The organism is Pseudoalteromonas sp. SG41-1, from assembly GCF_014164575.1.
Taxonomy (GTDB): Bacteria; Pseudomonadota; Gammaproteobacteria; order Enterobacterales; family Alteromonadaceae; genus Pseudoalteromonas; species Pseudoalteromonas rhizosphaerae.
Genome location: NZ_JACJFL010000005.1, coordinates 86,303 through 112,328 on the forward strand (window position 1 = coordinate 86,303; position 26,026 = coordinate 112,328).

Annotated in this window: 27 protein-coding genes; 24 read left to right on the plus strand and 3 right to left on the minus strand. The window is 41.0% G+C overall.

All coding sequences use genetic code 11. The features are described 5' to 3' along the window. The first annotated feature begins 19 nt into the window (after nt 1-19). The 13 genes from flhF to H5203_RS05640 all read left to right on the plus strand — a co-directional run bounded on the left by flhF (nt 20) and on the right by H5203_RS05640 (nt 11,949). Nucleotides 20-1,501 carry a flagellar biosynthesis protein FlhF gene (flhF, locus tag H5203_RS05580; protein ID WP_182758312.1) on the plus strand — a complete coding sequence of 494 codons (1,482 nt, stop codon included), beginning with the start codon at nt 20-22 and terminating at the stop codon, nt 1,499-1,501. After that, nucleotides 1,494-2,354: a MinD/ParA family protein gene (locus H5203_RS05585; RefSeq protein WP_145239360.1), complete on the plus strand. Its 861-nt coding sequence runs from the start codon at nt 1,494-1,496 to the stop codon at nt 2,352-2,354. Before flhF ends, H5203_RS05585 begins: the two co-directional genes overlap by 8 nt. A gap of 26 nt (nt 2,355-2,380) precedes the next feature. Further along, nucleotides 2,381-3,091, plus strand: a complete 711-nt coding sequence (locus H5203_RS05590; protein ID WP_145239602.1) for an RNA polymerase sigma factor FliA — start codon at nt 2,381-2,383, stop codon at nt 3,089-3,091. A gap of 40 nt (nt 3,092-3,131) precedes the next feature. Continuing rightward, nucleotides 3,132-3,515: a chemotaxis response regulator CheY gene (cheY, locus tag H5203_RS05595; protein WP_016708035.1), complete on the plus strand. Its 384-nt coding sequence runs from the start codon at nt 3,132-3,134 to the stop codon at nt 3,513-3,515. Between the two features lie 17 nt (nt 3,516-3,532). Continuing rightward, complete coding sequence (locus H5203_RS05600; protein WP_145239357.1) at nt 3,533-4,297, plus strand: protein phosphatase CheZ; 765 nt, start codon at nt 3,533-3,535, stop codon at nt 4,295-4,297. A 14-nt stretch (nt 4,298-4,311) separates the two neighbouring features. Then, complete coding sequence (locus H5203_RS05605) at nt 4,312-6,510, plus strand: chemotaxis protein CheA (RefSeq protein ID WP_182731013.1); 2,199 nt, start codon at nt 4,312-4,314, stop codon at nt 6,508-6,510. Nucleotides 6,511-6,578: 68 nt separating this feature from the next. Continuing rightward, complete coding sequence (locus H5203_RS05610) at nt 6,579-7,709, plus strand: chemotaxis response regulator protein-glutamate methylesterase (RefSeq protein WP_145239351.1); 1,131 nt, start codon at nt 6,579-6,581, stop codon at nt 7,707-7,709. Further along, complete coding sequence (locus H5203_RS05615) at nt 7,702-8,466, plus strand: flagellar motor protein (RefSeq protein ID WP_145239348.1); 765 nt, start codon at nt 7,702-7,704, stop codon at nt 8,464-8,466. The genes H5203_RS05610 and H5203_RS05615 overlap by 8 nt, the downstream gene beginning before the upstream one ends. A 5-nt stretch (nt 8,467-8,471) precedes the next feature. Beyond that, a complete protein-coding gene (locus H5203_RS05620; RefSeq protein WP_145239345.1) occupies nt 8,472-9,431 on the plus strand; it encodes a flagellar motor protein MotB in 960 nt (319 codons plus the stop codon). 8 nt (nt 9,432-9,439) lie between these two features. Next, nucleotides 9,440-10,210, plus strand: a complete 771-nt coding sequence (locus tag H5203_RS05625) for a ParA family protein (protein ID WP_145239342.1) — start codon at nt 9,440-9,442, stop codon at nt 10,208-10,210. Between the two features lie 3 nt (nt 10,211-10,213). Continuing rightward, nucleotides 10,214-11,011 (plus strand): chemotaxis protein CheW, encoded by a 798-nt coding sequence (locus tag H5203_RS05630; protein WP_145239338.1) that lies wholly within the window; start codon nt 10,214-10,216, stop codon nt 11,009-11,011. A 19-nt stretch (nt 11,012-11,030) separates the two neighbouring features. Then, nucleotides 11,031-11,528 carry a chemotaxis protein CheW gene (locus H5203_RS05635; protein ID WP_145239335.1) on the plus strand — a complete coding sequence of 166 codons (498 nt, stop codon included), beginning with the start codon at nt 11,031-11,033 and terminating at the stop codon, nt 11,526-11,528. A gap of 16 nt (nt 11,529-11,544) precedes the next feature. Then, nucleotides 11,545-11,949 carry a DUF2802 domain-containing protein gene (locus H5203_RS05640; RefSeq protein WP_145239332.1) on the plus strand — a complete coding sequence of 135 codons (405 nt, stop codon included), beginning with the start codon at nt 11,545-11,547 and terminating at the stop codon, nt 11,947-11,949. A 13-nt stretch (nt 11,950-11,962) separates the two neighbouring features. Here the strand turns inward: H5203_RS05640 and H5203_RS05645 are convergent, their stop codons facing one another. Both H5203_RS05645 and H5203_RS22810 read right to left on the minus strand, forming a co-directional pair. After that, the gene (locus H5203_RS05645) at nt 11,963-12,271 is read right to left on the minus strand and encodes an EscU/YscU/HrcU family type III secretion system export apparatus switch protein (RefSeq protein ID WP_145239329.1); all 309 of its coding nucleotides are present in this window, start codon (nt 12,269-12,271) and stop codon (nt 11,963-11,965) included. A 3-nt stretch (nt 12,272-12,274) separates the two neighbouring features. Beyond that, nucleotides 12,275-14,959: a flagellar hook-length control protein FliK gene (locus H5203_RS22810; protein WP_259399567.1), complete on the minus strand. Its 2,685-nt coding sequence runs from the start codon at nt 14,957-14,959 to the stop codon at nt 12,275-12,277. 102 nt (nt 14,960-15,061) lie between these two features. Between H5203_RS22810 and ccmA the strand changes: the two genes are divergently transcribed. The 10 genes from ccmA to H5203_RS05700 are packed head-to-tail and all read left to right on the plus strand — an operon-like array spanning nt 15,062 to nt 22,807. After that, on the plus strand, nt 15,062-15,682 hold the full coding sequence (gene ccmA / locus H5203_RS05655) for a cytochrome c biogenesis heme-transporting ATPase CcmA (RefSeq protein WP_145239326.1): 621 nt from the start codon (nt 15,062-15,064) through the stop codon (nt 15,680-15,682). Beyond that, nucleotides 15,682-16,368: a heme exporter protein CcmB gene (ccmB, locus tag H5203_RS05660; protein WP_145239323.1), complete on the plus strand. Its 687-nt coding sequence runs from the start codon at nt 15,682-15,684 to the stop codon at nt 16,366-16,368. The genes ccmA and ccmB overlap by 1 nt, the downstream gene beginning before the upstream one ends. Nucleotide 16,369: 1 nt before the next feature. After that, the gene (locus tag H5203_RS05665) at nt 16,370-17,107 is read left to right on the plus strand and encodes a heme ABC transporter permease (protein WP_145239320.1); all 738 of its coding nucleotides are present in this window, start codon (nt 16,370-16,372) and stop codon (nt 17,105-17,107) included. 2 nt (nt 17,108-17,109) lie between these two features. Continuing rightward, nucleotides 17,110-17,313: a heme exporter protein CcmD gene (ccmD, locus tag H5203_RS05670; RefSeq protein WP_145239317.1), complete on the plus strand. Its 204-nt coding sequence runs from the start codon at nt 17,110-17,112 to the stop codon at nt 17,311-17,313. Continuing rightward, nucleotides 17,310-17,789 (plus strand): cytochrome c maturation protein CcmE, encoded by a 480-nt coding sequence (ccmE, locus tag H5203_RS05675; protein ID WP_145239314.1) that lies wholly within the window; start codon nt 17,310-17,312, stop codon nt 17,787-17,789. The genes ccmD and ccmE overlap by 4 nt, the downstream gene beginning before the upstream one ends. A gap of 1 nt (nt 17,790) precedes the next feature. After that, on the plus strand, nt 17,791-19,758 hold the full coding sequence (locus tag H5203_RS05680) for a heme lyase CcmF/NrfE family subunit (RefSeq protein ID WP_145239311.1): 1,968 nt from the start codon (nt 17,791-17,793) through the stop codon (nt 19,756-19,758). Beyond that, on the plus strand, nt 19,755-20,327 hold the full coding sequence (locus tag H5203_RS05685; protein ID WP_145239308.1) for a DsbE family thiol:disulfide interchange protein: 573 nt from the start codon (nt 19,755-19,757) through the stop codon (nt 20,325-20,327). The genes H5203_RS05680 and H5203_RS05685 overlap by 4 nt, the downstream gene beginning before the upstream one ends. Continuing rightward, nucleotides 20,324-20,785 carry a cytochrome c-type biogenesis protein gene (locus H5203_RS05690; protein WP_145239304.1) on the plus strand — a complete coding sequence of 154 codons (462 nt, stop codon included), beginning with the start codon at nt 20,324-20,326 and terminating at the stop codon, nt 20,783-20,785. The genes H5203_RS05685 and H5203_RS05690 overlap by 4 nt, the downstream gene beginning before the upstream one ends. Next, nucleotides 20,786-22,066, plus strand: a complete 1,281-nt coding sequence (ccmI, locus tag H5203_RS05695) for a c-type cytochrome biogenesis protein CcmI (protein ID WP_145239301.1) — start codon at nt 20,786-20,788, stop codon at nt 22,064-22,066. A 9-nt stretch (nt 22,067-22,075) separates the two neighbouring features. Then, a complete protein-coding gene (locus tag H5203_RS05700) occupies nt 22,076-22,807 on the plus strand; it encodes a VacJ family lipoprotein (protein WP_145239298.1) in 732 nt (243 codons plus the stop codon). 69 nt (nt 22,808-22,876) lie between these two features. Here H5203_RS05700 and H5203_RS05705 read toward each other — a convergent pair whose 3' ends face one another. After that, nucleotides 22,877-24,100 (minus strand): EAL and HDOD domain-containing protein, encoded by a 1,224-nt coding sequence (locus H5203_RS05705; protein WP_145239295.1) that lies wholly within the window; start codon nt 24,098-24,100, stop codon nt 22,877-22,879. Between the two features lie 377 nt (nt 24,101-24,477). Here H5203_RS05705 and putP point away from each other — a divergent pair, with 377 nt between their 5' ends. Next, complete coding sequence (putP, locus tag H5203_RS05710; protein ID WP_182819468.1) at nt 24,478-25,989, plus strand: sodium/proline symporter PutP; 1,512 nt, start codon at nt 24,478-24,480, stop codon at nt 25,987-25,989. Nucleotides 25,990-26,026: the final 37 nt, after the last annotated feature.

The window sequence follows — 26,026 nt, forward strand, 5'->3', positions numbered from 1 at the left end:
ATTTTAAAGGGGTTGAACCATGAAAATAAAACGTTTTTTTGCTAAAGATATGCGCACCGCACTGAAAGAAGTTAAAGATGAACTCGGTGTAGATGCTGTAATCATGTCAAATAAAAAATTAGCCAATGGGGTAGAGATTGTTGCCGCCGTTGATTATGAAAAAGCAGCCCCGAAAGCACCGGCACAACCACATGTTGCTAAGGCGCAACCGCAAACGAATGCTAACTTTGTTAAACCTGCGCCACAACGTGCGCAGCATGAGCCGCAAGCTGCGGTAGCTGATAGCTTACAAGCATTATTAGAGCGCCAATCACCGCGTCCACGCTCACCTGAGCTTGCGTCTATGTTTAGCCAGTCAGGGATTGATACATCTACTCAGTATCAACCACAGCAACAACATCAAGCACAGCAAGCTCGCCATGAACCACAAGCGCATAGTGACTTTGCTCGTCGCGATACTGCGCCGCGTCCACAAACGCAAGCACATAGCTTAGGTTTTGATGATGATCTAGAAAGTGGTTTTGATGATTTAGATACTCCAATGCTAACAAAAAGTGCAGCCAAAACAGATGAAATCACCGCTATGCGTGATGAAATGGCTGCGATGCGTCAATTACTTGAGTATCAGGTATCGGGTTTGATGCAACAAGATTTAGCGCGTCGCGATCCTACTCGCGCATGCATGATCGATCGTTTAGTTGGAATGGGTATCGACAGTGAAGTTGCAGAGCAAATGGCCTGCTTTATTCCGGACGATGTGTCACGTCAGCAAGCCTGGCAAGCACTATTGCAAATGGTTGAAAACCAAATGCATACTACAAATAACGAAATCCTTCGCCAAGGCGGGGTATATGCACTTGTTGGTCCTACTGGGGTAGGTAAAACTACAACCGTGGCAAAACTTGCAGCCCTTGGCGCACAAAAATATGGCGCAGATAAAGTTGCGCTAATTACCACTGATACTTACCGTATTGGCGCTTATGAACAGTTAGCTACTTATGGCCGGATCATCGGTTGTGGTGTAAAACAAGTTAAAGATGCCAATGAATTAGCAGAAGTTTTATATCATTTACGAAATAAGCGTCTAGTATTAATAGATACTGCGGGAATGAGCCAACGTGATTTACGTTTAACTGAGCAGCTAAATACACTAATGCGTAATCAACGTGTCGATATTCGCAATTATTTAGTGCTCAGTGCGACCGCACAAATTAATGTTTTACAAGAAACCGTAAGACATTTTAAGAAGGTACAATTAAGTGGCTGTATTTTCACTAAATTAGACGAATCATTAAGTTTAGGTGAGATTATTAGTATAGCGATTCAAAATCGCCTTCCAATAGGGTATCTTACTAACGGTCAGCGCGTTCCAGAGGACATTCGGGTCGCCAATGCAGAGAAATTAGTAAAAAAAGCAGAACAATTGTATTTAAAAAGAACAAAAGCACAACATTCACGACGCCAAGCAGTAGCGTCAAGCACAGTAGGGATGTATGATTAACACAGTATTAGATCAAGCAAGTGGCCTGCGTAAAATGAGTCAAAACAATAATAACGGCGTTAAAGTTATCGCTGTAACAGGTGGTAAAGGTGGCGTAGGGAAAACTAACGTCTCACTTAACACTGCGATTGCGTTGGGTCAGCTCGGAAACCGAGTGTTAGTTCTGGATGCCGATTTGGGTTTAGCAAATTGTGATGTGATGTTAGGGCTTCGGGTTGAACGTAATCTATCTCATGTACTATCAGGTGAATGTGAGCTCGATGAAATTTTAGTTGAAGGGCCTGCAGGAATTAAAATAGTACCAGCGACGTCAGGCTCACAAAGTATGGTGGAACTTTCTCCATCAGAACATGCTGGATTAATTCGTGCTTTTAGTGAGTTGAATACCGAATTTGATATATTAATTGTTGATACTGCTGCTGGTATCTCTGACATGGTATTAAGTTTTTCGCGCGCAGCGCAAGATGTCATGGTAGTAGTATGTGATGAACCGACCTCAATAACCGACGCTTATGCATTAATCAAAGTGTTGAGTCGTGAGCATGGTGTGTATAAGTTTAAAATAGTTGCTAATATGGTGCGCAGTATGCGTGAAGGCCACGAACTATTTGCTAAGCTCTCAAAAGTAACGGATCGCTTTTTGGATGTCTCAATGGAATTGGTTGCAACAGTCCCTTATGATGAAAACATGCGTAAAGCAACTCGTCGTCAAAAAGTAATTGTTGATTTATTTCCAAATTCTCCAGCGGCAATTGCATTTAAAACATTAGCGACAAAAGCAGTTAAATGGCCTATACCTAATCAACCATCTGGCCATTTAGAATTTTTCATAGAAAAATTAGTAAACGGCTAACTATGACGGCATCGGTGAATAAAGCGATGGGATATCAATCGACACAAAATTTAAATGTGATTGTTGAGCGACATGCTTCTTTAGTTAAAAAAGTGGCTTGTCATTTGATCGCTCGTTTACCCGCGAGTGTGCAACTCGATGATTTGATTCAATCGGGGATGATAGGGTTAATTGAAGCATCAAAAAACTTTGATGCGACTAAAGGTGCAAGCTTTGAAACCTTTGCAGGCATTCGTATTCGTGGTGCGATGCTGGATGAAATGCGCCGAGGTGATTGGGCTCCTCGCTCAGTGCACCGTAATAGCCGCAGAGTTGCTGAAGCGATTAGTGAGCTAGAAAGCAGCCTGAATCGAGAACCTAAAGATAGTGAAGTTGCTGAAAAACTTGATATTACGCTAGATGAGTACCATCATATTCTTAGTGATGTAAATTCAAGTAAGGTTTTAGGTATAGAAGACTTGGGAATTGATGAAGATGTTATCACACCAGTGGGACATGATTTAGCACTAGACAAGCCCTTTAATAACGTTAAAAATGAACGTTTTAATCAATCATTATTAACAGCTATACAATCTTTACCTGAACGAGATGGGTTAGTATTGTCGCTTTATTATAATGATGAAATGAATTTAAAAGAGATTGGACATATACTCGATGTAAGCGAATCGCGTGTGAGTCAGATACATGGTCAGGCGATGATTAAGCTCAAAGCAAAAATCAATGACTGGATTAACTAGTAGTAAGTAAATATAGGTTCAGACCTCACCGGAGGATGTTTTGGATAAAAACATGAAAATTCTTGTTGTTGATGATTTTTCGACGATGAGACGTATTATCAAAAATCTGTTAAGAGATTTGGGTTTTACAAATGTACAAGAAGCTGATGATGGCTCAACAGCTTTACCGATGTTGCAGAATCAAGAATTTGATTTTGTAGTAACAGATTGGAACATGCCTGGCATGCAAGGAATTGACCTCTTGCGCGCTATCAGGGCCGATGACAGCCTGAAACACATCCCTGTTTTAATGGTAACAGCAGAAGCTAAAAAAGAACAAATTGTTGCTGCTGCACAAGCTGGTGTTAACGGCTATATCGTTAAACCATTTACAGCCGCAACACTGAAAACCAAATTGGAAAAAGTGTTTGAGCGTTTAGGTTAAATAAATAGGAGAGGCTTATGTCAGCACCAGCTGCGCCTCAGATCAGTTTAGAACAAGCCCGGCAGCTTGTGGTTTACCTTGAAAATGGTGAACAAGATAAAGCTGATCAGTTAATTATTGATGCGGCGTCAAAAGAGCAATCAGAATTATTTGCCGAAGTAGGCAAACTTACGCGTCAGCTTCATGATGCGTTGAAAAATTTTGAGCTTGATACACGTTTAGCTGATTTGACCAAAGACGCACTCCCCGATGCTAAGCAGCGTCTAAACTATGTTATGGAAATGACAGAGAACGCTGCTAATAAAACCATGGATGCTGTAGAAGCAAGTTTACCAATTGCCCAACAGCTTGCAGATGATATTTCAGACATTAAACCCACTTGGGATCGTTTAATGAATCGTGAAATTGAGCTAGGTGAGTTTAAAACATTATGCCACAGCTTAGATAAGTTCATGAATAGCTCGCAAACTAAAACGGATGAGTTGCAAGGACTCATGACCAATGTCTTGATGGCACAAGATTTTCAAGATTTAACAGGTCAAGTGATCCGTCGAGTGATAGAGCTTGTTAGAGAAGTAGAAGACAGCTTGATCCACTTGTTGACAGCATTTGGTAGCCAAGATGATAGCGAAACAAAAACAATAGCACCAGTCATTGAAAAACCGCCTGCTGAAAATACACTTGCAGGCCCTGAAGGGCCAATTATTGATAAAGAATCTCGTGATGATGTTGTCTCAGGGCAAGATGATGTTGATGATTTATTATCAAGCTTGGGCTTCTAAGAGGAGAGAACTGCATGAGCTTTGAAGTCGATGAAGATATTTTACAAGATTTTCTAGTAGAGGCTGGAGAAATTCTTGAGCTTTTGTCAGAACAGCTGGTGGAGCTTGAAAATAACCCAGATGATACCGAATTACTCAATGCAATTTTCCGTGGTTTTCATACGGTAAAAGGCGGCGCAGGTTTTTTAAGTATGACTGAGCTAGTTGACGCTTGTCACGGTGCAGAAAACGTTTTCGATTTATTGCGTCAAGGTGTTCGTAAGGTTAATTCTGAGCTGATGGACGTGATCTTGCAAGCGCTCGATACTATCAACGAAATGTTTGCGACCATCCAAAGCCGAGAAAAACCAGAACCTGCAAATCCAGAGTTGCTGGCTGTGTTACATAAATTGGGATTGCCGCCAACTGCTGAAGAACTAACTGGCGCTGCTGAGCCTGCAGACGATACTCCTGTTGTTGATGCTGATGCTATTTTAGATGATTCTGATGATCCATTTGCATTTGACTTGTTATTTGATGGTCAAGTTGATAGCGATAAAAAAGATGTTCAAATCGATGATATATCAGAAGATGAATTTGAAAGTTTGCTAGATGAGCTGCATGGAAAAGGACAAAGTCCTGTAACTCCAGCAGTAACAGTTAGCAATGAGTCATCAAATAGTGATATTACTGATGACGAATTCGATAATTTATTAGATGAATTACATGGTGTTGGTAGCTTTGGTTTGGTCAGTAATAAAGATGCTGCAAGCACCGAAAATACTGCGCCTAAACCGCCCCAAGCGTCATCAGAGCCAACTAAAAGTAATAGTCCAGACGAGATCAGCGATGATGAGTTTGAAGCATTATTAGATGAATTGCACGGCAAAGGGAGTGCACCGCAAGCAGTTGCAGATACTGAGCCAACACCCGCTCAAAAACCAGTCCCTCCCCCAGCACCTGTTGCCGCAGCTAAACCTGCGCCTAAACCAGCAGTGTCTGAGCCTGCGAAAGCGGCTGAAAAGCCAGCTCCAGCGACAGCTGTTGCGAAAAAATCAGTTCCACCACAAGCTGATACCACTGTGCGCGTTGATACAAAACGCCTTGATCAAATAATGAATATGGTCGGTGAACTTGTGCTAGTGCGCAATCGCCTAGTCAGTTTAGCAACCAATACTGAAAGTGAAGCGATGGGTAAAGCCATTTCAAACCTTGATGTAGTAACTGCGGACTTGCAAGGTGCGGTGATGAAAACGCGGATGCAACCGATCAAGAAAGTGTTCGGTCGTTTCCCTCGCGTAGTACGTGATTTAGCCCGCAGTTTGAAAAAAGATATCAATTTATTGCTCGTGGGTGAAGAAACTGATTTAGATAAAAACTTAGTTGAGGCACTGGCAGATCCTTTAGTCCACTTGGTGCGTAACTCTGTAGACCACGGTATTGAAATGCCTGATGTGCGTGAAGCGGCAGGTAAAGCAAGGACTGGGACTGTAACTTTATCAGCATCGCAAGAAGGTGATCATATTTTGCTTACCATCCGAGATGATGGTGCTGGTATGGATCCCGAAAAGCTGAAAAAAATAGCAATCAATAAAGGGGTGCTTGATCACGAGCAAGCTGCTCGATTATCTGATACAGAAGCCTATAACCTTATTTTTGCACCAGGCTTTTCCACCAAAGAACAGATCTCTGATATTTCGGGTCGTGGTGTGGGTATGGATGTGGTGAAAACCAAAATTACCCAACTAAATGGTTCTGTGAGTATTCAATCTGAGCTAGGTGTAGGTACAATCCTAGAAATTAAAGTTCCGTTAACGTTGGCTATTTTGCCGACATTGATGGTGGTTGTCGGTGAGCAAACATTTGCATTACCACTGGCTGGTGTTAATGAAATATTCCACCTAGATCTAACTAAAACGAATGTAGTTGATGGCCAATTAACCATTATTGTTCGTAAGAAAGCACGACCGTTGTTTTATTTAGAACATTGGTTAGTCAAAGGTGCTGACAGATCATTACGCAAAGCTCAAGGCCATGTTGTAATTGTACAAATAGGTACGCAACAAGTTGGTTTTGTAGTGGATTCATTGATTGGTCAAGAAGAAGTTGTTATTAAACCGCTTGATGCTTTACTACAAGGAACACCTGGTATGGCAGGTGCAACGATCACGTCTGACGGTGGTATAGCGCTAATCTTAGATGTTCCAAACCTGTTAAAACATTACGCAGGTTAGTCCAATTCTTATCTTATTGTGAGAGCTATATATGGCTCTCACAGATAAAATTTACATAGAGTATGCCAATGGCAGTTAAAGTTTTAGTTGTTGATGATTCAAGTTTCTTTCGCCGCAGGGTGAGCGAAATACTCGAGCAAGATAAGGATATTGAAGTAATTGGTTTTGCGGTAAATGGCAGAGAAGCGGTAGACAAGACAAATCAATTGCGTCCAGATGTAATCACTATGGATGTTGAAATGCCTGTGCTTGATGGTATTAGTGCTGTAAAAGAGATCATGGCAGCAAATCCAACCCCAATTCTGATGTTCTCTTCCTTGACCCGTGATGGCGCAACAGCAACCTTAGACGCACTTGATGCGGGTGCTTTAGATTTTTTACCGAAAAAATTTGAAGACATTGCTCGTAATAATGAAGATGCGATTAAGTTATTACAAAATAAAGTAAAAGAAATTGGACGCAAGCGTCTATCACGCTTCAGTAGGCCGACACCGACATCAATACCTTCCGTTTCTGCAGGTACAACAAGTCGACCTGCGATAACTCAACCTGATAGAAGTTTTAACCGCAGCACAGCGCCCGCTTCGAACATTGCAGCTAATACACGTGCTTCGGGTAAGAAATATCAAATAGTTGCAATAGGCACCTCCACAGGGGGGCCTGTCGCACTGCAAACTATTTTGACTAAGTTGCCGGCCAATTTCCCACATCCCATTTTGTTAATACAGCATATGCCAGCTGCGTTTACGCCAGCATTTGCCGCTCGTTTAAATGGCTTGTGCAAAATAAAAGTAAAAGAAGCACAACAAGGCGACCGATTAATGCCAGGCGTCGCTTATCTAGCGCCAGGTGGTCAACAGATGCTGGTTGAGGGACGAGGTGGAAATCGCACGTTACGTGTTTTTGAGGACGACAGTGCGCGGATCACTTATAAGCCCAGTGTTGACGTTACTTTTGCTAGTACAGCCAAATCTTTTCAAGGTGATGTGTTAGCTGTGGTACTTACAGGCATGGGCGCTGATGGACGAGATGGTGCAAGAATGCTCAAACAAGCCGGCGCCACTATTTGGGCGCAAGATGAAAAAACCAGTGTGGTATATGGTATGCCACAGGCGGTTGCTAACGCTGGGCTATCGTCGGCAAGTATCGCACTTGAAGAGGTTGCTAATCGGTTAGTTCGAGAAATTGGTTGTGGATAAGTTGTCGTTTTTAGGCCTGTTCGTTGCACTTTTGGCGATTGGCTATGGTTACTCACTAGAGGGTGGGGTTGTAAGTGCTTTATTTAATGGCCCAGCATTAATTATTGTTTTGGGTGGTACGTTAGGTGCTGTAATGCTACAAACACCGGCACATACGTTTAATAAAGTCTTAAGAATAAGTCATTGGGTGTTTTTTCCTCCAAGTCATGATATCGACAGGGCAATTGAGCAAGTTAAAAGTTGGTCACAAAAAGCTCGCCAAGAAGGGTATTTAGCGCTTGAAGAAGTAGCATTAACACATCCAGACCCGTACGTTGCCAAAGGCCTGAGTTTATTGATTGATGGTAACAGCGAGCAAAAACTTAGAGATGCGTTAGAAATTGATTTATTGTTAGAAAGGGAACGTTTACTTGAAGCCAGCCGGGTGTACGAGGCGTTGGGCGGTTACAGTCCTACTATCGGTATATTAGGTGCAGTGCTTGGTCTGATCCAAGCAATGTCATTTATCACTGAGCCTGAAAAGTTAGGTGCGGGGGTTGCGACGGCTTTTATCGCGACCATCTATGGGGTTGGTTTAGCAAATTTACTGTTTTTACCCATGGCTAATAAGCTAAAACAACAAGTAGAACAAAAGATGCTGTTTCATGAGTTATTAGCTGAAGGAATTATTGCAATGAGCCAAGGTGATAGCCCTGTCAATATTGAGCTGAAACTTGAAGCGTATCGTGTAGAGCGTCCAAGTCAGCTGCAAGAATAATTATTATGATGCGCCGTCGACTTCGTCACTCATCGACCAAAAGTCAGCATACAGAACGTTGGCTAGTGTCGTACGCCGATTACATGACTATTATGTTTGCATTCTTTGTAGTGATGTATGCGATTGCGATTAATAAAGAAGAAAGCTTCCAAATTTTATCTGATTCGCTGGAGCAGGTTTTTGACAAGTCAGCTCGTCAGTATAGCCAAGAAGGCCAAGGTGTGACCGGTACTGGTTTATTAACCGACAGAGTAAGCCCAGAAAAAGAACTGTTGTTTGGTGAGAGTATTCAAAAGCAAGAAGTTGGCCCGCAGTTACTTGATGGCCAAAGCGACACCAGTAACATAAAACAAAAACACTTAGGTAAACCGCTAGATAGTTTATTAACTAAATTACAATCAGCTTTGATCGATGAAATACGCGATGGCGAAGCAAGTTTAGAGTTACACCAAGACTGGTTGATTATTGAGTTAAGCTCAGGAATGTTATTTTCCAGTGGCAGTGCTGTGGCGCATCAACGCGCGAAAGCAGTAATAAAATTAGTGAACGATATTATTGCTCCTGTAGATAACTACGTCAGAGTACGTGGTTATACCGATAATGAAACTATTCATAATGAAATGTTTCGTTCTAATTGGGAGCTATCTGTTGCAAGAGCGACCTCTATTTTAGTCGAACTTGATGCATTGGGTATCAACCCTGCGCGAATGGCCATCGAAGGTTACGGTCAGTATTCTCCTTTTTCTGATAATGATACAGAGCAAGGGCGCGCTGAAAATCGTAAAGTAGTCGTTGCATTATCAAAATATGGTTTACCACCCAAGCCCATTGTATCAATCGAGCAATCAGCAATAGAAACTGAAGCTGAGCAGCCAATTGAGTTGCCAAGTGATGATAACACTATTAAAGTGATCCAACTCCCACACGGTGGTATACGAATTACAACGCGCAACGAACAAAAATAAGGTGTGATGTGAAAATTTGGACGGTAGCAAATCAAAAAGGCGGAGTAGGGAAAACGACCACGGCTGTGAGTTTAGCTGGTATATTAGCGCTGCAAGGAAAGCGGGTATTACTGATTGATACCGATCCTCATGCATCTTTAACGTATTACTTTGGCATTGATTCAGAAGATTTAGAAGTTAGTGTGTATGATATATTTGCCCGTGGTAACACCATGGCAAGTGAAGAAATATTGCAAGCTTTGTGTCCATCGAACATAGACAACTTAGATATTCTTCCTGCAACTATGGCTATAGCGACACTCGATCGTAGTATGGGTAATAAGACCGGAATGGGGCTTATCTTAAAAAAAGCCTTAGCAAAAATTAGTGAGCATTATGATTATGCTATTTTAGATTGCCCGCCAGTGTTAGGTGTCTTAATGGTTAACGCATTGGCTGCAAGTGAGCGCATTTTAGTGCCAGTACAAACTGAGTTTTTAGCTCTCAAAGGGCTTGACCGAATGATGCGGACCATGGAATTAATGCAAAGCTCGCAATCAAAGCAGTATCAATATACCATTATCCCTACAATGTATGATAAGCGCACAAATGCATCCCTTGAAGCATATAAGACATTACAGCAAACGTACCAAGAAAAAGTATGGCCAGGGGTAATACCCGTAGACACTAAGTTCCGTGATGCAAGTTTAGCTCAACAAGTACCGATTCAGTATTGTCCACGCTCAAGAGGTGTTTATGCTTATCGCGCATTACTCGATTATTTGATTGAACAAGGTTAATGAATGAGTAAGCAATTATTTGCTAATGAAAAAGTAATGACCCAGTACTTGGGGGCTTTACTGTGCGAAGACGATGAGTCAACAGACTTACACCCGGTTGCAAAATTACTCGAACAAGTTCCATCCACAGAAAGTAGCAATAAAATGCCACTAAAGGCATCGCAGCAAACGATTGTGCAGCCAAACGCACTTGATGAGCCAAAGACGAGCCTTGAGAAAGAAATACCAGCGCAAATTACACCGCTCCTTGAGAAACCACAGATCCAAGCTAATATCAAAGATATAGCTAAAGTGAGCGAACAGTTAAATATTGCTAAAGACAAGACTCCTGTACAGCGTCAAGAAGATTATTTTGACGGCGAGTTTCAGGCGTTATTCTTTGAAGTGGCAGGGCTGACTCTCGCTGTACCATTAAAAGCATTAGGTGGTATTCATCAATTAGGTGAAGTTAATCAGCTTTTTGGTAAACCCAAGTGGTTTAAAGGAGTGATGCTAAATCGTGATGAGAATCTTAATGTAGTCGATACTGCTCGCTGGGTGATGCCAGAAAAGTATACCCAAGAGTTAGAAGACAAATTAAACTACCAATACTTAATTACTTTAGGTAATAGCCAATGGGGATTGTTGGCTGAAAAGCTAGTTAATAATATTACACTACGTAGTGAAGATGTAAAATGGCGAGCTAAAAGTGGCAAGCGGCCTTGGCTTGCAGGTGTAATTAAAGAAAAAATGTGTGCCTTAATTGATGTGCAAAGCTTAGGTCAATTATTAGAGCAAGGTTTAGATAGCCGCGACCAGTAACGATATTTGGAGTAATAACATGAGTGAACAAAGATTATTATCAAGCAGTAAAAATACCGATGGCAATGATGAAGTATTGCAGTGGGTAACTTTTAAGCTTGAATCAGAAACCTATGGTGTGAATGTGATGCAAGTGCAAGAAATTTTGCGTTACACAGAGATTGCTCCAGTACCAGGTGCTCCAAGCTATGTTTTAGGGATTATTAATTTACGTGGCAATGTTGTAACAGTAATCGATACGCGTGCACGATTTGGTTTGATGTCTGCAGAAGCAACAGACAATTCACGAGTATTAATTATTGAAGCTGAAGAGCAAGTTATTGGTATCTTAGCCGACAGTGTAGCAGAAGTGGTTTATTTGCGTAGCTCAGAAATTGATAGTGCACCAAACATTGGTACTGAAGAAAGTGCCAAGTTTATTCAAGGTGTTAGTAATCGTGATGGTGAATTATTGATTTTAGTTGATTTAAATAAATTACTAAATGACGAAGAGTGGGATGAGTTGAGCGATTTATAACGCTTACGGAAAAACTATGTTGTTATACTCGTTGCTTGGAGTCTCAATTGTACTGGTGTTAGTATGCCTGGGACTAATTTTTATTAATAATAATAAGTACGCTGCAGCATTAAAAAGCAAAATACTGCAACTGCAAGAAACTCAACAACAGCTCAGTATTTTACGCAGTGAAGTCGCAGAAATGCGCACCGGTATGCTAAGTATTGGTAAGCGCTTAGTTGCTGTAGAGCAGCGAAATCAAGAGTTAGCGCAGTTACAAGATGCGCAAAAATATGACGATCCTGATGCGAAAATTTATTCTCGAGCAGTGAAAATGGTTGAACTAGGTGCCGATATTGAAGAGATCATACGAGAATGTGAACTTCCGCGTGCCGAAGCCGAACTATTAATGTCGTTACATCATCAAAAGGGCGCTAATTAGCGCCTTTTATTTTTTACGCCTGAATATTTAACTTGCCTTGAAAGTCTTGCCAGCCAGGTGGAAATTTACCCCGCAGTACATATGAAAAAGCAATCAGTTCGGCAATCACATAATACAGTTCTCTTGGGATCTCTTCGCCAAGCTCTAAATGCGATAACGTTTTAGCCAAAGCTTCATCTTTGTGGATCAAAATTCCTTTTTCTTCTGCGGCTTTAATGATCTCTTCTGCGAGCTCACCAAACCCTTTACTACTGACTGTAGGAGTGCGACCGGCTTCGTAAACTAAACCAATTGCAGACTTATGTTTTGGTATCTCACTCATGGTTTAAACCTTAATATTAATAATGGCATGGGACTGATAAAAAGCTTGGTGTTGCGGCGCACCTTGGCTTAGCTTCATTTCACCAACTTGTAAGCCATGAGCTGTTAATTTATGGCGCAAACTCTCAAGATGCGGATGAGCCATTGCGGTGATATCTTGGCTTGAGGCAAGTAATTGACAATCTAGTGCTTTATCCATTAATTCAGCGGTGATCTGTAATTGGCCTAGCTCTGCGTAATCAAAATTAAGTCGCACAAACCAAACATTTTTATCTTCGAGTTTATTTTGGCTTGGTTTTTTATATTGCCCTAATGAAATTTCTGTCTGTGCGGTTTCCGGTGGCAGTCGCATCGGCAGTAAAAATTGTACTAACGGATTATTATCAGGCTGCTGATTTATGGGGGTCGTGTTAATTTGGCTAATTGCAGTTTTTATTTGGCTCAGCTCAGCCGCTAATGCTTGTGATTGTGGCTGTAGTAATTGTTCTTGCAGTTTCTGTGGGTTAATTGCTTTAAAGTTAGGCACCAATACTTGGAGTAAAGCATCAAGTGAGCTTTGACTATTAAAATTCAATGCGCTGATATTTGCTAAGCTTGGAGCCGCTAAAATAGCCACGGCCAAATGCTCAACAGATTGGCTAAAACTATTTTGCAGGGCACTATTTGTTAAGCTTTCTGGACGTAAAACACTGAGTATTTCTCGTTGAATGGTTAACGGTTGCAACGATTGGCTGTCAATCATGCGGCTAAAAGCTTGATTGACTAGCCGATTTAAATCGACATTATCACTCACTTTGGTCGTTGCTAGTTTATCAATTTGTGAAGCGATATGCTGTTTATCGTAGTTTGCTGCTGATTTAAAATTAGGCAGCGGCTTTTCGATAGGCGTTTTTAAAAGTGGTGCCAATAATTTGGCTTCCAGTGGCAAGCTAATCTGGCTGGCTGGCAAAGCGCTAGTTATCGGCCCTTTTAATGGTGCATCGATATGTGAGTGGGTACTTGCTTTTAGATTGTCGTTGTTTAACTGTGCTGTTAGAGATGCTACTTTGGTATCTACCCCAGCAGCAAACGGTGGAGTTGTTTTTAATTTTTGCTGAGCATCGGCTATAACTGTTTTGGCTGCAGCGCTATTATCACTGACATTGACAGTTGTACTATTGATTTTGCTGGGTAGAATTTGTTCGGAACTGCGTGCCGGCGCTTTAGTGATAGGTTCTTTATTTAGCTGAGCCGGTTGAGTCGGTTGAGCATGAATATCAGCGGCTGTTTGTTTTGGATTAGCAGTAACCTGCGGTATTTTATTTTGCGCTACTGCAGTTTGCTTGCTGGATTGAATCGCGGCGGCTAGTTTATTTAATTGCTGATGGCTATCTGTATCGTTGCTCAGTGGCGCCGCAGTAGTACTGTTATTTTTAACCACATTAGGCTCTGTAATACTTGCTAAACCGGCTTTTAATCGCTGAAATAACTGTACCAGGGGAGGCGACTGGTGATAATGCTTTGGCAGCGCGGTACCTTGACTGATATCTGCCAGTAATGGTTGGGTGTTGCTTGTCGCCATTGCCACAAGGTTTATTTGCCGGAGTGATTTGGGTAATAAGGTTTGTGCAGTTTGATGTGTTGGTGTTAGCGATTGTGCTACAGCTGATTTATTGCTGATCATTGCTAATTGACTAAATGGTTTGCTTTCAAAATAGCGTACTGCGTCACTTATTCGGGTTTTTAAGTCAGCAAAACTGTCTTGTAACCACGAGCTTATTGGGCTGCTACTGACCAATGAGGGGCTACTAGGTGCTGCACTTGTTTGGGTATTAAACTGGCCTGGTACATGGCTTTTTTGTACCAGTGAATTAAAAGTATGGGCTAATGAATTTTTTAACTGCAAGGCTATTTTTGGTAGCTGCGTTTTTATTATTAATTGTTCATTAAGCGCATTTAATTGTACTTTTTGAATTACTCCGCCAAGCTGAGTTGTGTGTGTACTGTGGCTCTGTAACGGCTGCTGAGGTACTAATTTAATACTGCCATTATAGTTATTAAAACTCAGTATTACGGCGTTTTTATCTAGCTGTAGCTGCCCATTAGGCACTTGTTTACTTAGCCAAAGAGCAAGTTTTGCTTGACTGATTGGCTGTTGGTGAAGTGTATCAGCAAAGCGATTAATAACACTTAAGGTAAAATTATTGCGGTTCGGAGTAATTATTGCTTTTAGGCCTTGTTCACTGTGCAGTAGTTGGGCGACTTCTTTATTGATAGGAATACTGGCGTGTAATTGGTTTAACAGTAATTTTGCAGCAGGTTGTAAAATAATTTGCAACGACAATGGTTTATTATCGACCTGATCACCACTATTAATAAAATTCAAAACACTTTGCAGCTGGTTTGTTTGGCGTATGCTGATTTCAGTTTGTTTTGGTAAAATAGTGAGTTGTTTACCATCATTACTGAGTTGAATATCGGCACTGGCAATTTTTTGAGTGTTTGTTTCAGTGCCAGTTGTAGCTAAGCGCAATGTTTGCCAATGCTTATCAATATAGACTTCCATCTGCACAGAGCCATTGGCGAATACGATATTTTTAGCGCTGAGTGTTTGCTCGCTGAAAACAGGTAATTGCTGTGCAACGCCATTGTGTGACGAATGACTTATAGGAAGCGAATTCGCTAATGTTATCTGTGTAGGTTTGTTCATTAATTTAAATCAAGTTTTCGTTAATAGGTGCAAAGCATTATTCGTATTACCCTATCATTATGATAGACTAACGCCTAATTTTGGGTATAGAGAATCATCATCTTGTTACACATTAAGTCCGTCACCTGCATCAAGCAAGAGCGTTGTTTGTTTGCGGATCTTAATTTCAGCTTGAAATCAGGTCAAATCATGCAATTAGCAGGCCCAAATGGGGCTGGTAAAACATCACTGTTGCGTATAATTGCGGGTTTTTCTGCGCCCGATGAAGGACAAGTTATGTGGCAAGGTGAATCAATTGCTAAAAACTATGATGAATTTGCCCGACAGTTGTTATTTATCGGTCATAAAACCGGGGTGAATAGTCAACTTAGTGCGATTGAAAACCTACGGTTTTGGTTGCAAATTCAAGGTTACAATACTGAGCAAGATCTTTACTCATTATTAGCTAAAATTGGCTTAGTTGGTCTTGAAGATGTACCTGTGCGTACTCTATCAGCCGGTCAGCAACGTCGTGTTGCGCTGATTAGGCTCTGGCTTAATGATGCGAAGTTATGGGTTCTGGATGAACCATTTACAGCCTTAGACAAATCCGGGGTTGCATTTTTACAGCAACGGTTTTTAGCCCATCTAGAACAAGGTGGGGCGATTTTATTAACTACCCATCAAGATTTAACTACGCATTTTAATGAGTTACAAACAGTGACTTTGGAGTACCGACACTGATGTTACGCCAGCATTCATATTGGCAGCTATTTAGTGCCGTTTGTAAGAAAGATTTACAGCTGGCATTTCGCCAGCGTGCTGAAATCGTAAACCCCATTTTGTTCTTCTTGATTGTTATTACATTATTTCCGTTAGCAATTGGTCCTGAGCCCGGTCTACTTAGCCGTATGGCACCTGGTATTATCTGGGTCGCCGCTTTACTTTCAACCATGTTAGGCTTAGATAAACTATTTCGTGATGACTATCATGATGGTAGTTTAGAGCAATTGATTGCTTCATCGTACCCGCTACCGTTAACGGTGCTCGGTAAAGTTGTTGCCCATTGGATCATTACTGGCTTGCCGTTGGTGTTGATGACGCCGCTGTTCGCCTTGTTATTAAATTTAGACAATCAAGCATTGATTGCAACGGTGCTTACCTTGCTCTTGGGTACGCCATTACTTAGTTTTATCGGCGCTATTGGCGCTGGGCTTACTGTGGGATTACAAAAAGGCGGTATTTTGATGAGTTTATTGGTCCTGCCTTTGTATATCCCCGTATTAATTTTTGCAACGTCTGCTATCGATACCAGTACAATGTCACTGGATTATAGTGGGCAGCTTGCCATCCTTGGTGCGATGCTCGTCATTGCAATTATCAGCGCACCAATCGCCATATCGTCAGCATTGAAAGTGAGTGTAAGTTAATATGTGGAAGTGGTTACATCCCTACGCCAAAGCAGAGCGTGCATATCAATTATGCAATACGTTACTGCCCTATTTTACCGTGATAACGGTTGTCTGTATGCTTATTGGTTGGGTCTGGGGGTTAGCCTATGCGCCTGCCGACTATCAGCAAAAAGACAGTTATCGCATTATCTTTATTCATGTACCATCAGCTATTTTATCGATGGGTGCTTATTCATCAATGGCCATAGCTGCAGTGATCGCTTTGGTATGGCAACTTCGTAATGCAGAGTTAGCAGTAATTGCTATTGCACCTGTTGGTGCATGTGTAACTGCAATTGCACTTATTACTGGCGCCGCTTGGGGTAAACCTATGTGGGGGGCCTGGTGGGTATGGGATGCACGACTCACGTCTGAGCTCATTCTATTATTTTTATACTTAGGGGTATTGTCTTTATATCATGCCTTTGAAGATAAAAAAGCAGCAGGTCGAGCTGCATCTATTTTGGCTATTGTGGGGGTAATTAACCTACCAATCATCCATTTTTCTGTTGAGTGGTGGAACACCTTGCATCAAGGTGCCAGTATTACCAAGTTTGATACGAAAGCTATTGATCCAAGTATGTTTTGGCCATTAATGGTAAATATAGTCGCGTTTGCCGGCTTTGTCGGTATGGTGACTTTGATGCGTCTTAAAAATGAAATTTTACAACGTGAAAAGCATCGTCCTTGGGTGCGCCAGTTGTTGAATAGGGGTTAGTTATGCAGTTTGATTCTTTTTCTGATTTTATTGCCATGGGCGGCTACGGCTTTTATGTGTGGCTTTCTTTTGGTTCATGTGCACTGATTTTGTTAGGTATTTTAGTAAGCTCTTTGAATGATACAAAGCGTATTATGGCTTCTGTGCAGCAACAAGCTGAACGAGAAGCTCGCATTAAACACGCTAAGCAGGAGAATCATGCATGAACCCAAGACGTAAGAAACGTTTGCTTGGCGTCGTCGCTATTGTATTTGGTATTGGTGCCGCCATTGGTTTAGTACTTTATGCTCTGCAAGAAAATATTAATCTATTTTATACACCAAGTGAGTTAATCGAGGGGAAAGGCCCAGATAAAGAAAAGCCGCATATTGGTCAAAAGTTGCGTATTGGCGGTATGGTAGTTCCAGGATCAGTGATTCGGGATGAAACCAGCCTACAAGTAAGCTTTACCTTGATTGATACAGGCCCCTTAGTAACGATTAAATACCAAGGTATTTTGCCTGACTTATTTCGTGAGGGGCAAGGGATTGTTGCTCAAGGTGTGTTGATTGAACCTAATGTAATAGAAGCGTTCGAGGTATTGGCTAAGCATGACGAAGAGTATATGCCTGCCGAAGTTGCGGAAGCGGTGAAGGGGATCAAACACGAAAAACCAAAATATAACTTAGAAAGTGGCAATTAAGATGATCCCAGAAATCGGTTATTTTTCTCTAACACTGGCTATGGTGCTAAGTGTTTTATTGTGTATTTTTCCTTTGTGGGGCGCACATACTGGTAATTTACGGTTAATGCGTGCTGCTCCTTCATTAGCTATCGGCCAATTTGTATTCGTACTGTTGTCATTCGCAGCCCTTATTTATGCAAGTTTAACTGATGATTTTACCGTCGCGTATGTGGCGTATCATTCAAGTAGTACTTTGCCTTGGTATTATAAAATCACCTCAACTTGGGGCGGCCATGAAGGCGCTATTTTATTATGGTTAGTTATGCAAGCTGGTTGGACTGCAGTTGTTGCACTGCGCTCTAATTCATTACCTTGGATATTAAGAGCACGTGTATTAGGTGTGTTAGGCTTTTTAGGGGTTGGCTTTATGCTTTATACTCTGTGGATGTCGAACCCATTTGAATTATTACTGCCGTATTTTCCTGTCGAAGGGCGCGACCTTAATCCGTTATTACAAGACCCCGGAATGATCATCCATCCTCCTTTACTGTATATGGGTTATGTTGGGCTATCGGTCTCTTTTTCATTTGCAATTGCTGCATTATTAACAGGTAAACTTGATAATACTTGGGCTAAGTGGTCACGTCCGTGGACAATGACTGCGTGGGGATTTTTAACATTAGGTATCACTATCGGAAGCTGGTGGGCATATTCCGAGCTTGGCTGGGGTGGCTGGTGGTTTTGGGATCCCGTTGAAAACGCATCGCTCATGCCTTGGTTAGTAGCTACGGCGCTATTGCATTCATTGACGGTAACTGAAAAACGCGGTGTATTTAAATCATGGACCGTATTACTTGCGATTGCTGCATTTTCATTAAGTTTACTGGGCACCTTTATTGTTCGCTCTGGCATTATTGTCTCCGTGCATGCATTTGCTACCGACCCCGATCGTGGTTTATTTATCTTAGCGTTTTTAGCGATAGTAGTCGGCGGTGCGTTAACGTTATATGCATTTAGGGTATCGCAAGTACGCAGCGAAGGTCGCTATAAACTGGTATCACGTGAAGTGGCATTATGGCTCAATAATATATTTTTAGTGGTTGCTACTTTTATTGTGTTACTAGGTACTTTATTACCTATGGTTCATAAAGAAATGGGCTTAGGCAGTATTTCAATTGGCGAACCATTCTTTAATAAAATGTTTGCCATTATTTTGGTGCCGTTTGCCATCTTAATGGGTATTGGCCCTCTGTTACGTTGGAAGCAAAACAAGTTGTCTTTTTTACAAAATAAACTCCTTGTCTCAGCGTTAATGAGCATAGTAATCGGTGCTACTTGGTTATATTCAAGTTATGCCATCGTAGCGCCTTTAACTTTATTGGCGACCACGCTTGCGATATGGATTGTGATCACCACCGGTGTTGATTTATATGTTAAAGCTACTGTGCAAACTAACTTTAGCCAAGGCCTTAAAAGGTTAGGACTTAGTTATTGGGCTATGGTACTAGGGCATGTAGGTATTGCCTTTGTCATCGCAGGAGTCACTTTAACTTCTGCGTACTCTGTTGAACGTGATGTTTCGATGAAGCCGGGCGAAATTGTGCAGTTAAACCAATATCAGTATCGCTTTGAAGGGGTTAACACTATTCGTGGACCAAACTACAGTGGTCATGCTGGAGAAGTGAGTGTCCTGAAAAATGATAAACTAGTTACTATACTGCATGCAGAAAAACGCCGTTACGATATTGGTATGCAATTTATGACTGAGGCTGCAATTGATGCTGGCTTTACCCGCGATTTATACCTTGCCCTTGGTGAGCAATTAAATAACGGTGGTTGGTCACTGCGTATCTACCATAAGCCATTTGTGCGTTGGATGTGGATTGGTGGCGTGTTGATATCACTTGCCGGTTTTATGATTTTAGGTGATAAACGTTACCGCACTAGTAAGAAAAGCATTGATAAGTCACAGGAGAAGCTGGTATGAACCGCAAGTTGTTAGCGCTAATACCTCTGTTGGCGTTTGTTTTAGTGTGCGTGTTTTTATTTCAAGGTTTGTTTTCAAACCCAAGAGAAATTCAAACTGGTCGGTTAGGTCAACCGATGCCAGCTTTTGATTTACCAGATTTAATGCAGGATTCAAAGCGTTGGCAAGATAGCCAATTAAAAGGCGATGTATATTTACTCAATGTGTGGGGCACTTGGTGTCCTACCTGTTTGGCTGAATTAGATTATTTAACCCAATTGCGAGAGCAAGGCGTTAAAATTATCGGGCTTTACTATGTGCAAAGTTACGATGCTGACTTTGATGGTGAATTTGATATGTCAGCGCTTCGTGAAGAAGTGGCGTCAATGTTAAGTCGTGCAGGTGATCCGTATCAGTTTAATATTCTTGACTTACATCGTACACTTTCGCTTGATTTAGGTGTATCAGGTGCACCTGAAACATTTTTAGTGGATAGCAAAGGCACCATTTTATTGCACCATACTGGCGATATAAACCCACGAGTTTGGCGTGCTAAATTTGCTCCCTTGATGCAGGAATTACAGCCATGAAATATTTTATAATTGCTTTAATGATATTAGCTAGTGGCATAGCTATGGCAGAGCAAGATCGGTACCAATTTGATAACAACGAACAAGCGCAACGATTTACTGAGTTAACTAAAGAATTACGTTGTCCTAAATGCCAAAATCAAAATATCGCAGATTCAGATGCTGTGGTTGCAAAAGATTTACGCGAAAAAGTATTGGCGTTAGTCAAAGAAGGCAAATCGAAAGACGATGTGATTGAATATATGATTGACCGCTATGGCTATTTTGTTCACTACGATCCGCCGGTTACGCCAGCAACATTAGTGTTATGGGTATTACCTATTTTGATTGTGGTATTTGGCTTTGGTTTTATTATTTTTCGACAACGTAAGGCTGCGGTTAAGCAAACATGGAGTGAGCAAGATGAGGCGTTATTAGCCAAGCTCATTGCGAAAAATGAACGTCAGGAGCAGATTTAAATGATACTAATGTGGGTTTCTTTTGCATTATTAACCTTATTAGCTGTGGCGTTTGTGGCATTGCCTTTTTTGAGTAAAGAGCGCATACAAAGTCTCACTTACAATGCTAATTCAGAGCTTATTGCCATTTACCATCAGCGCCTTGGTGAGCTGGCGAATGATTTAGCAAATCAACGTATTGATCAAGCTAATCATGATGAGTCTGTGATTGAGCTCAAACGTCGTTTACTAAATGAGTTATCACCTGAAAAATCACTGATGAGTAAGGGTAATAACCGTATCTTTGCGTTAACCGGTAGTGCATTTTTAATTGCTTTTACGGCTATATTTTATACTGCTACTGGCTCACAACAGCAATTACAGAACTGGCACAGCGCTATGGATAATTTACCTGCCTACGGTGAACGTGCAGTGATGCAAAAAGGCGAGCCTTTAACCCAAAATGAATTACAAGCGTTTGCGTTAGGGCTACGCACTAAACTAGATCAAAGTGGTGATGATCAAGTGGCCTGGATGCTGCTAGGACGTGTTGCTATGTCATTGAATGAATACGATATGGCACAACAGTCATTTGATAAAGTGTTGCGTCTGGATCCTGACAATATGCCTGTGCTTATCAGTTACAGCCAAGTGCTATTACTGGAAGGCAGTGAGGTAAATATGACGCGCGCTGCGGGTATGCTCTCTAAAGTACTTAAAGACGATCCAACTAACCTTGATGCTATTTCATTGTTAGCATTAATTGCTTACGAGCGTCACGATTGGTTACAAGCAAAATCAGCATTCGAAGTACTTTTAAATAGTATGGACGAACAAGACTCTCGTTATGGCATGATTGCTCAGAGGATTACTGAAATTGAACAAAATATTTCTGCTGAAAATACACAACAACAAGTTCAACAGAGCAGTGACGAAGATAATAACGCAGTCCAAACTAGCGCTATTAAAATCACTGTTAATCTTGCTCCACAGTTTACTGACAAGCTTCCAACGCAAGGAACCTTATTCGTCTTTGCAAAAGCCGCCAATGGTCCACCAATGCCACTCGCAGTGGTAAAATTAACAGATTATAGTTTTCCAATTGAAGTACAGTTAAGTGATAGTAATGCTATGGTTGCAGGTTTAACGCTTTCGAGCGTTGATAAAATTATTTTAACTGCACGCATTTCAAAGGATGCATCAGTAATGCCTTCAACGGGTGAGTTGGAAGGGCGTTCAGATGTGTTAGAACGTAGCCAAACCAAGGCTTATGATTTACTTATCAATGAATTAATACCTTAAGGATAAAAGATGTTAAGACAGAGTTTAGTTTTGTTTGGACTATTGGTGCTAGCAGGATGCGCACAAGTGCCTGACGAAAAAATAGATGAGCGAGATCCACTACAATCATTTAATCGTCCAATGTATGATTTTAATATGGATGTACTTGATGCGTATGTTCTGCGCCCTGTTGCGGTAGGGTATGTGGCTGTAACGCCAACACCGGTGCGCCGTAGTATCGTCAATTTTACTGGTAACATTAGTGCACCAACTGATGTAATTAATGCCACGTTACAAGGTAAAGCGGGTAACGCAGGGGTTAGTTTAGCGCGCTTTTTAGTTAATTCAACAGTGGGTATTTTTGGCTTATTTGATGTTGCTACATCGCTTGGTTTGAATATTGTTGATGAAGACTTTGGTCAAACTCTGGGGGTGTGGGGAATAGGTGACGGTGCCTATTTAATGCTACCGGGAATGGGACCGTCAACAGCGCGTAACCTGACGGGTGATGTTGTTGATAGCTTTGTGTTACCGAAAATTGCCTTAACCACGCCACAAACTGTATTGGTGTTTGCATTAAAGGCCGTAGAAGCCCGAGCCTCTTTAATACCGCAAGAAAGCTTATTGAATGAGTCACTCGATCCGTATATTTTTATGAAAGACATTTACTTTCAACGTCAGTTATATGAGCTGTATGATGGTAATCCACCTGTTGAAAAAGAGCCCGAAGATTTTGATGAAGACTTTTTAGAAAGCCTTTAATATATTATATTTTCGGGTTAAATAACAATGCCAGCATCTAAGCTGGCATTGTTTTTACGGCGTTATTTATTACCCAGCCAGTACTTTCATTTGTTCATTAGCCCAGTTAACTGCGTCATGGTATGCATCTGGCACTTTACCAGCTGTAAGACCAAGCTCATCTTTAATCGCGTTTGCACCTTGCCAATTGGCTTGTTCGTATAATTTTACCAAGCGCAGATATTGTGCCAGTAAACCTTGATCCTCTAATAATGCTAACTTTATGTCGTTGGATAATGGTAGCTTATTCATCACGCTTTCCATATCTTCATCTAATATGGCATCCATTAGTGACATCATACCGGTTAAAAAAGCCATTCCCGTATCTTTGAGTTTACTATGGTTTATAGCTAGCAACTCAGTAAAGCGTGCTCTAGTTAACGATAAGCGTATTAACTCTGCGGGTTTATCACCAGCAACTTGAGCTGCAAACAACAAGGATAAAAACTTTTTAATTTCTGCTGCACCTAGCACAATTAGTGCTTGTTTGATGGTGCTGATCTCAGCTCTGCGCTTAAATGCCGCTGAATTACTATAACGTAATAATTTATAAGAGAGGTTTACATCTCGCTCAAATACGTCGGTAATTTTCTTTAAATTGACTTCAACAGTGGATGTCTCATAAAGCAGCTCGGCAAGAGCTATCTCTGATGGCGGCAAGGTTTTACTTTGCACCATTTCTGGCTTGGAAAAGAAAAACCCTTGAAAGTAAGTAAAGCCAAGATCTAATGCTAATTGATACTTTTCGTAGGTTTCTACCTTTTCTGCTAATAATTTTATATGCGGATAAGGTTTAATTTCTTCGATTATGCTGTGGATAGTGTCAACTTCACAATTGAGAAAATCTATTTTAATAATATCAATAAAAGGATAAAAATGACGCCATACAGGCTGGTGAATATAATCATCCAGGGCGAGCGTATAACCTTTTTGTTTTAAGTCTTTGACGATCGCGAGTAAGCGTTTCCCTGGTTGAATTGTTTCGAGTATTTCTACAACAATCTGATCTTTACCAAGCAGGGTTGGGTAGCCTTTTTGTAATGTTTCAAGCGTAAAGTTGATATACGCTGGTTTATTATCGGTGAGATCTTCTAAGCCAAAATTGAATTGACTACCTTCAATTAGCCGGCTAGTTGCCTCGTCACCATCAATATCTGGGAATACATTATCAACGCCGTCACGAAAAAGTAACTCATATCCTACAAGTTGTTTGTTTCGATCTAAAATTGGTTGGCGTGCAGCATAAAAATACATAAACAGCGGGTCCACATCAGTTAAGCGATTACTTGGGCAATATAAGATAAAATAACATAAATAGCATTAACTATATTTAAAATATCAATACTATAGTATTGATTAATTGCAAAATCATCGATCTAATCCTAGGGTAATTAAGTATTAATTACCATGTTCTATAGTCAAATAATTAACCATTAGGTAAAACCGCTTAACCCTATATCATTGTAAGGTTAACTTAGTAATTGGAGTTATTCACCCTTTGCGTGATATAGTCAAGCTCTAGGTTGGTTTTTACACCAATAATGACTTTATATAGTATTGATTTATGAGTCATTATTAGGATTAAAAGCCAGGTTTTAACTTCAGAGTTGGAGGCGAGTTTGGAAACTGGAATGATTATTTCTTTAGCTGCGTATTTTATCGTAATGCTAGGTATTGGCTTGTACGCTTATAAGCAGTCTACCGCCGATGTGTCGGGCTATATGTTGGGTGGCAGAAGTTTATCACCAGCTGTAGCTGCTCTATCTGCCGGTGCATCGGATATGAGTGGTTGGCTACTTATGGGCTTACCCGGTGCTATGTATCTATTTGGCTTAAGTAAAGTTTGGATTGCAATAGGCTTAGTACTTGGCGCTTGGGCAAACTACTTCTTAGTAGCGCCACGCCTGCGTGTCTATACTGAGAAAGCGAATGACTCGATTACTATTCCTGATTACTTTGCTAATCGTTTTGCTGATAATAAAAATATATTACGTGTAATTTCGGCAATCGTGATCATCGTTTTCTTCACACTTTATACTTCTTCAGGCGTTGTCGCTGGCGGTAAATTATTCGAAAACTCATTTCAGATGAGTTACGAAACGGGGCTTTATGTGACAACCGGGGTCGTCGTACTTTATACATTGTTTGGTGGTTTCTTAGCTGTGAGTTTGACTGACTTTGTGCAAGGTTGCATCATGTTCATCTCGCTACTTGCTGTACCTGTTGTTACTTATATGATGCTAGATCAGCCAGTGTTAGACACACTTACTAATGCCAGTTATGACTTGCTGTTAAGCGCTCCGAAAGAGAGCGAAGTCCACTCTCTTAATATGTTAGATTGGTTTGCAGGCGGTTCAACCATCGCTATTATTTCTGCAATGGCATGGGGCTTAGGTTATTTCGGTCAACCGCATATCATAGTGCGTTTTATGTCAGTACGATCTGTTAAAGATATGCCTACTATGCGTCGTATTGGTATGTCGTGGATGACCTTATCAGCAATTGGTGCAGTGTTAACAGGACTATTTGGTGCTGCTTACATGATCGAAAATCAAATGTTGATTGACGATAAAGAAACGATATTTTTAGTATTATCTGAATTGGTTTTCCATCCACTTATTGCCGGCTTTTTACTTGCTGCTATTTTAGCTGCGATTATGAGTACTATTTCATCTCAGTTATTGGTTTGTTCAAGCTCTTTGACTGAAGACTTCTACAAAATTTATTTAAACCGTGATGCATCACAAACCGAGCTGGTTTTAGTTGGTCGAATTAGTGTACTACTCGTTGCATTATTTGCTATTTATTTGGCTTATGACCGCGACAGTTCTATTTTAGATTTAGTAAGTAATGCGTGGGCAGGTTTTGGGGCTGCGTTTGGCCCGTTAGTATTACTTAGTTTATATTGGAAGCGAATGAATCTACAAGGTGCGATCAGTGGTATGGTTGTGGGTGCAGGGACAGTGTTGATCTGGATATATGCGCCAATCACCATAAATGGAGAGAGTCTCAGCAGTATCATTTATGAAATTATACCGGGCTTTATACTTGCAACAATTGCAATCATTACAGTGAGCTTATCAACAGCGCCACCAAATAAAGAGATCACCGAATTATTTGATGAAGTTGAACGAGGGCTATAACGAGTAGTAATTTTTATAACTAAAAAAGGGCAATTAA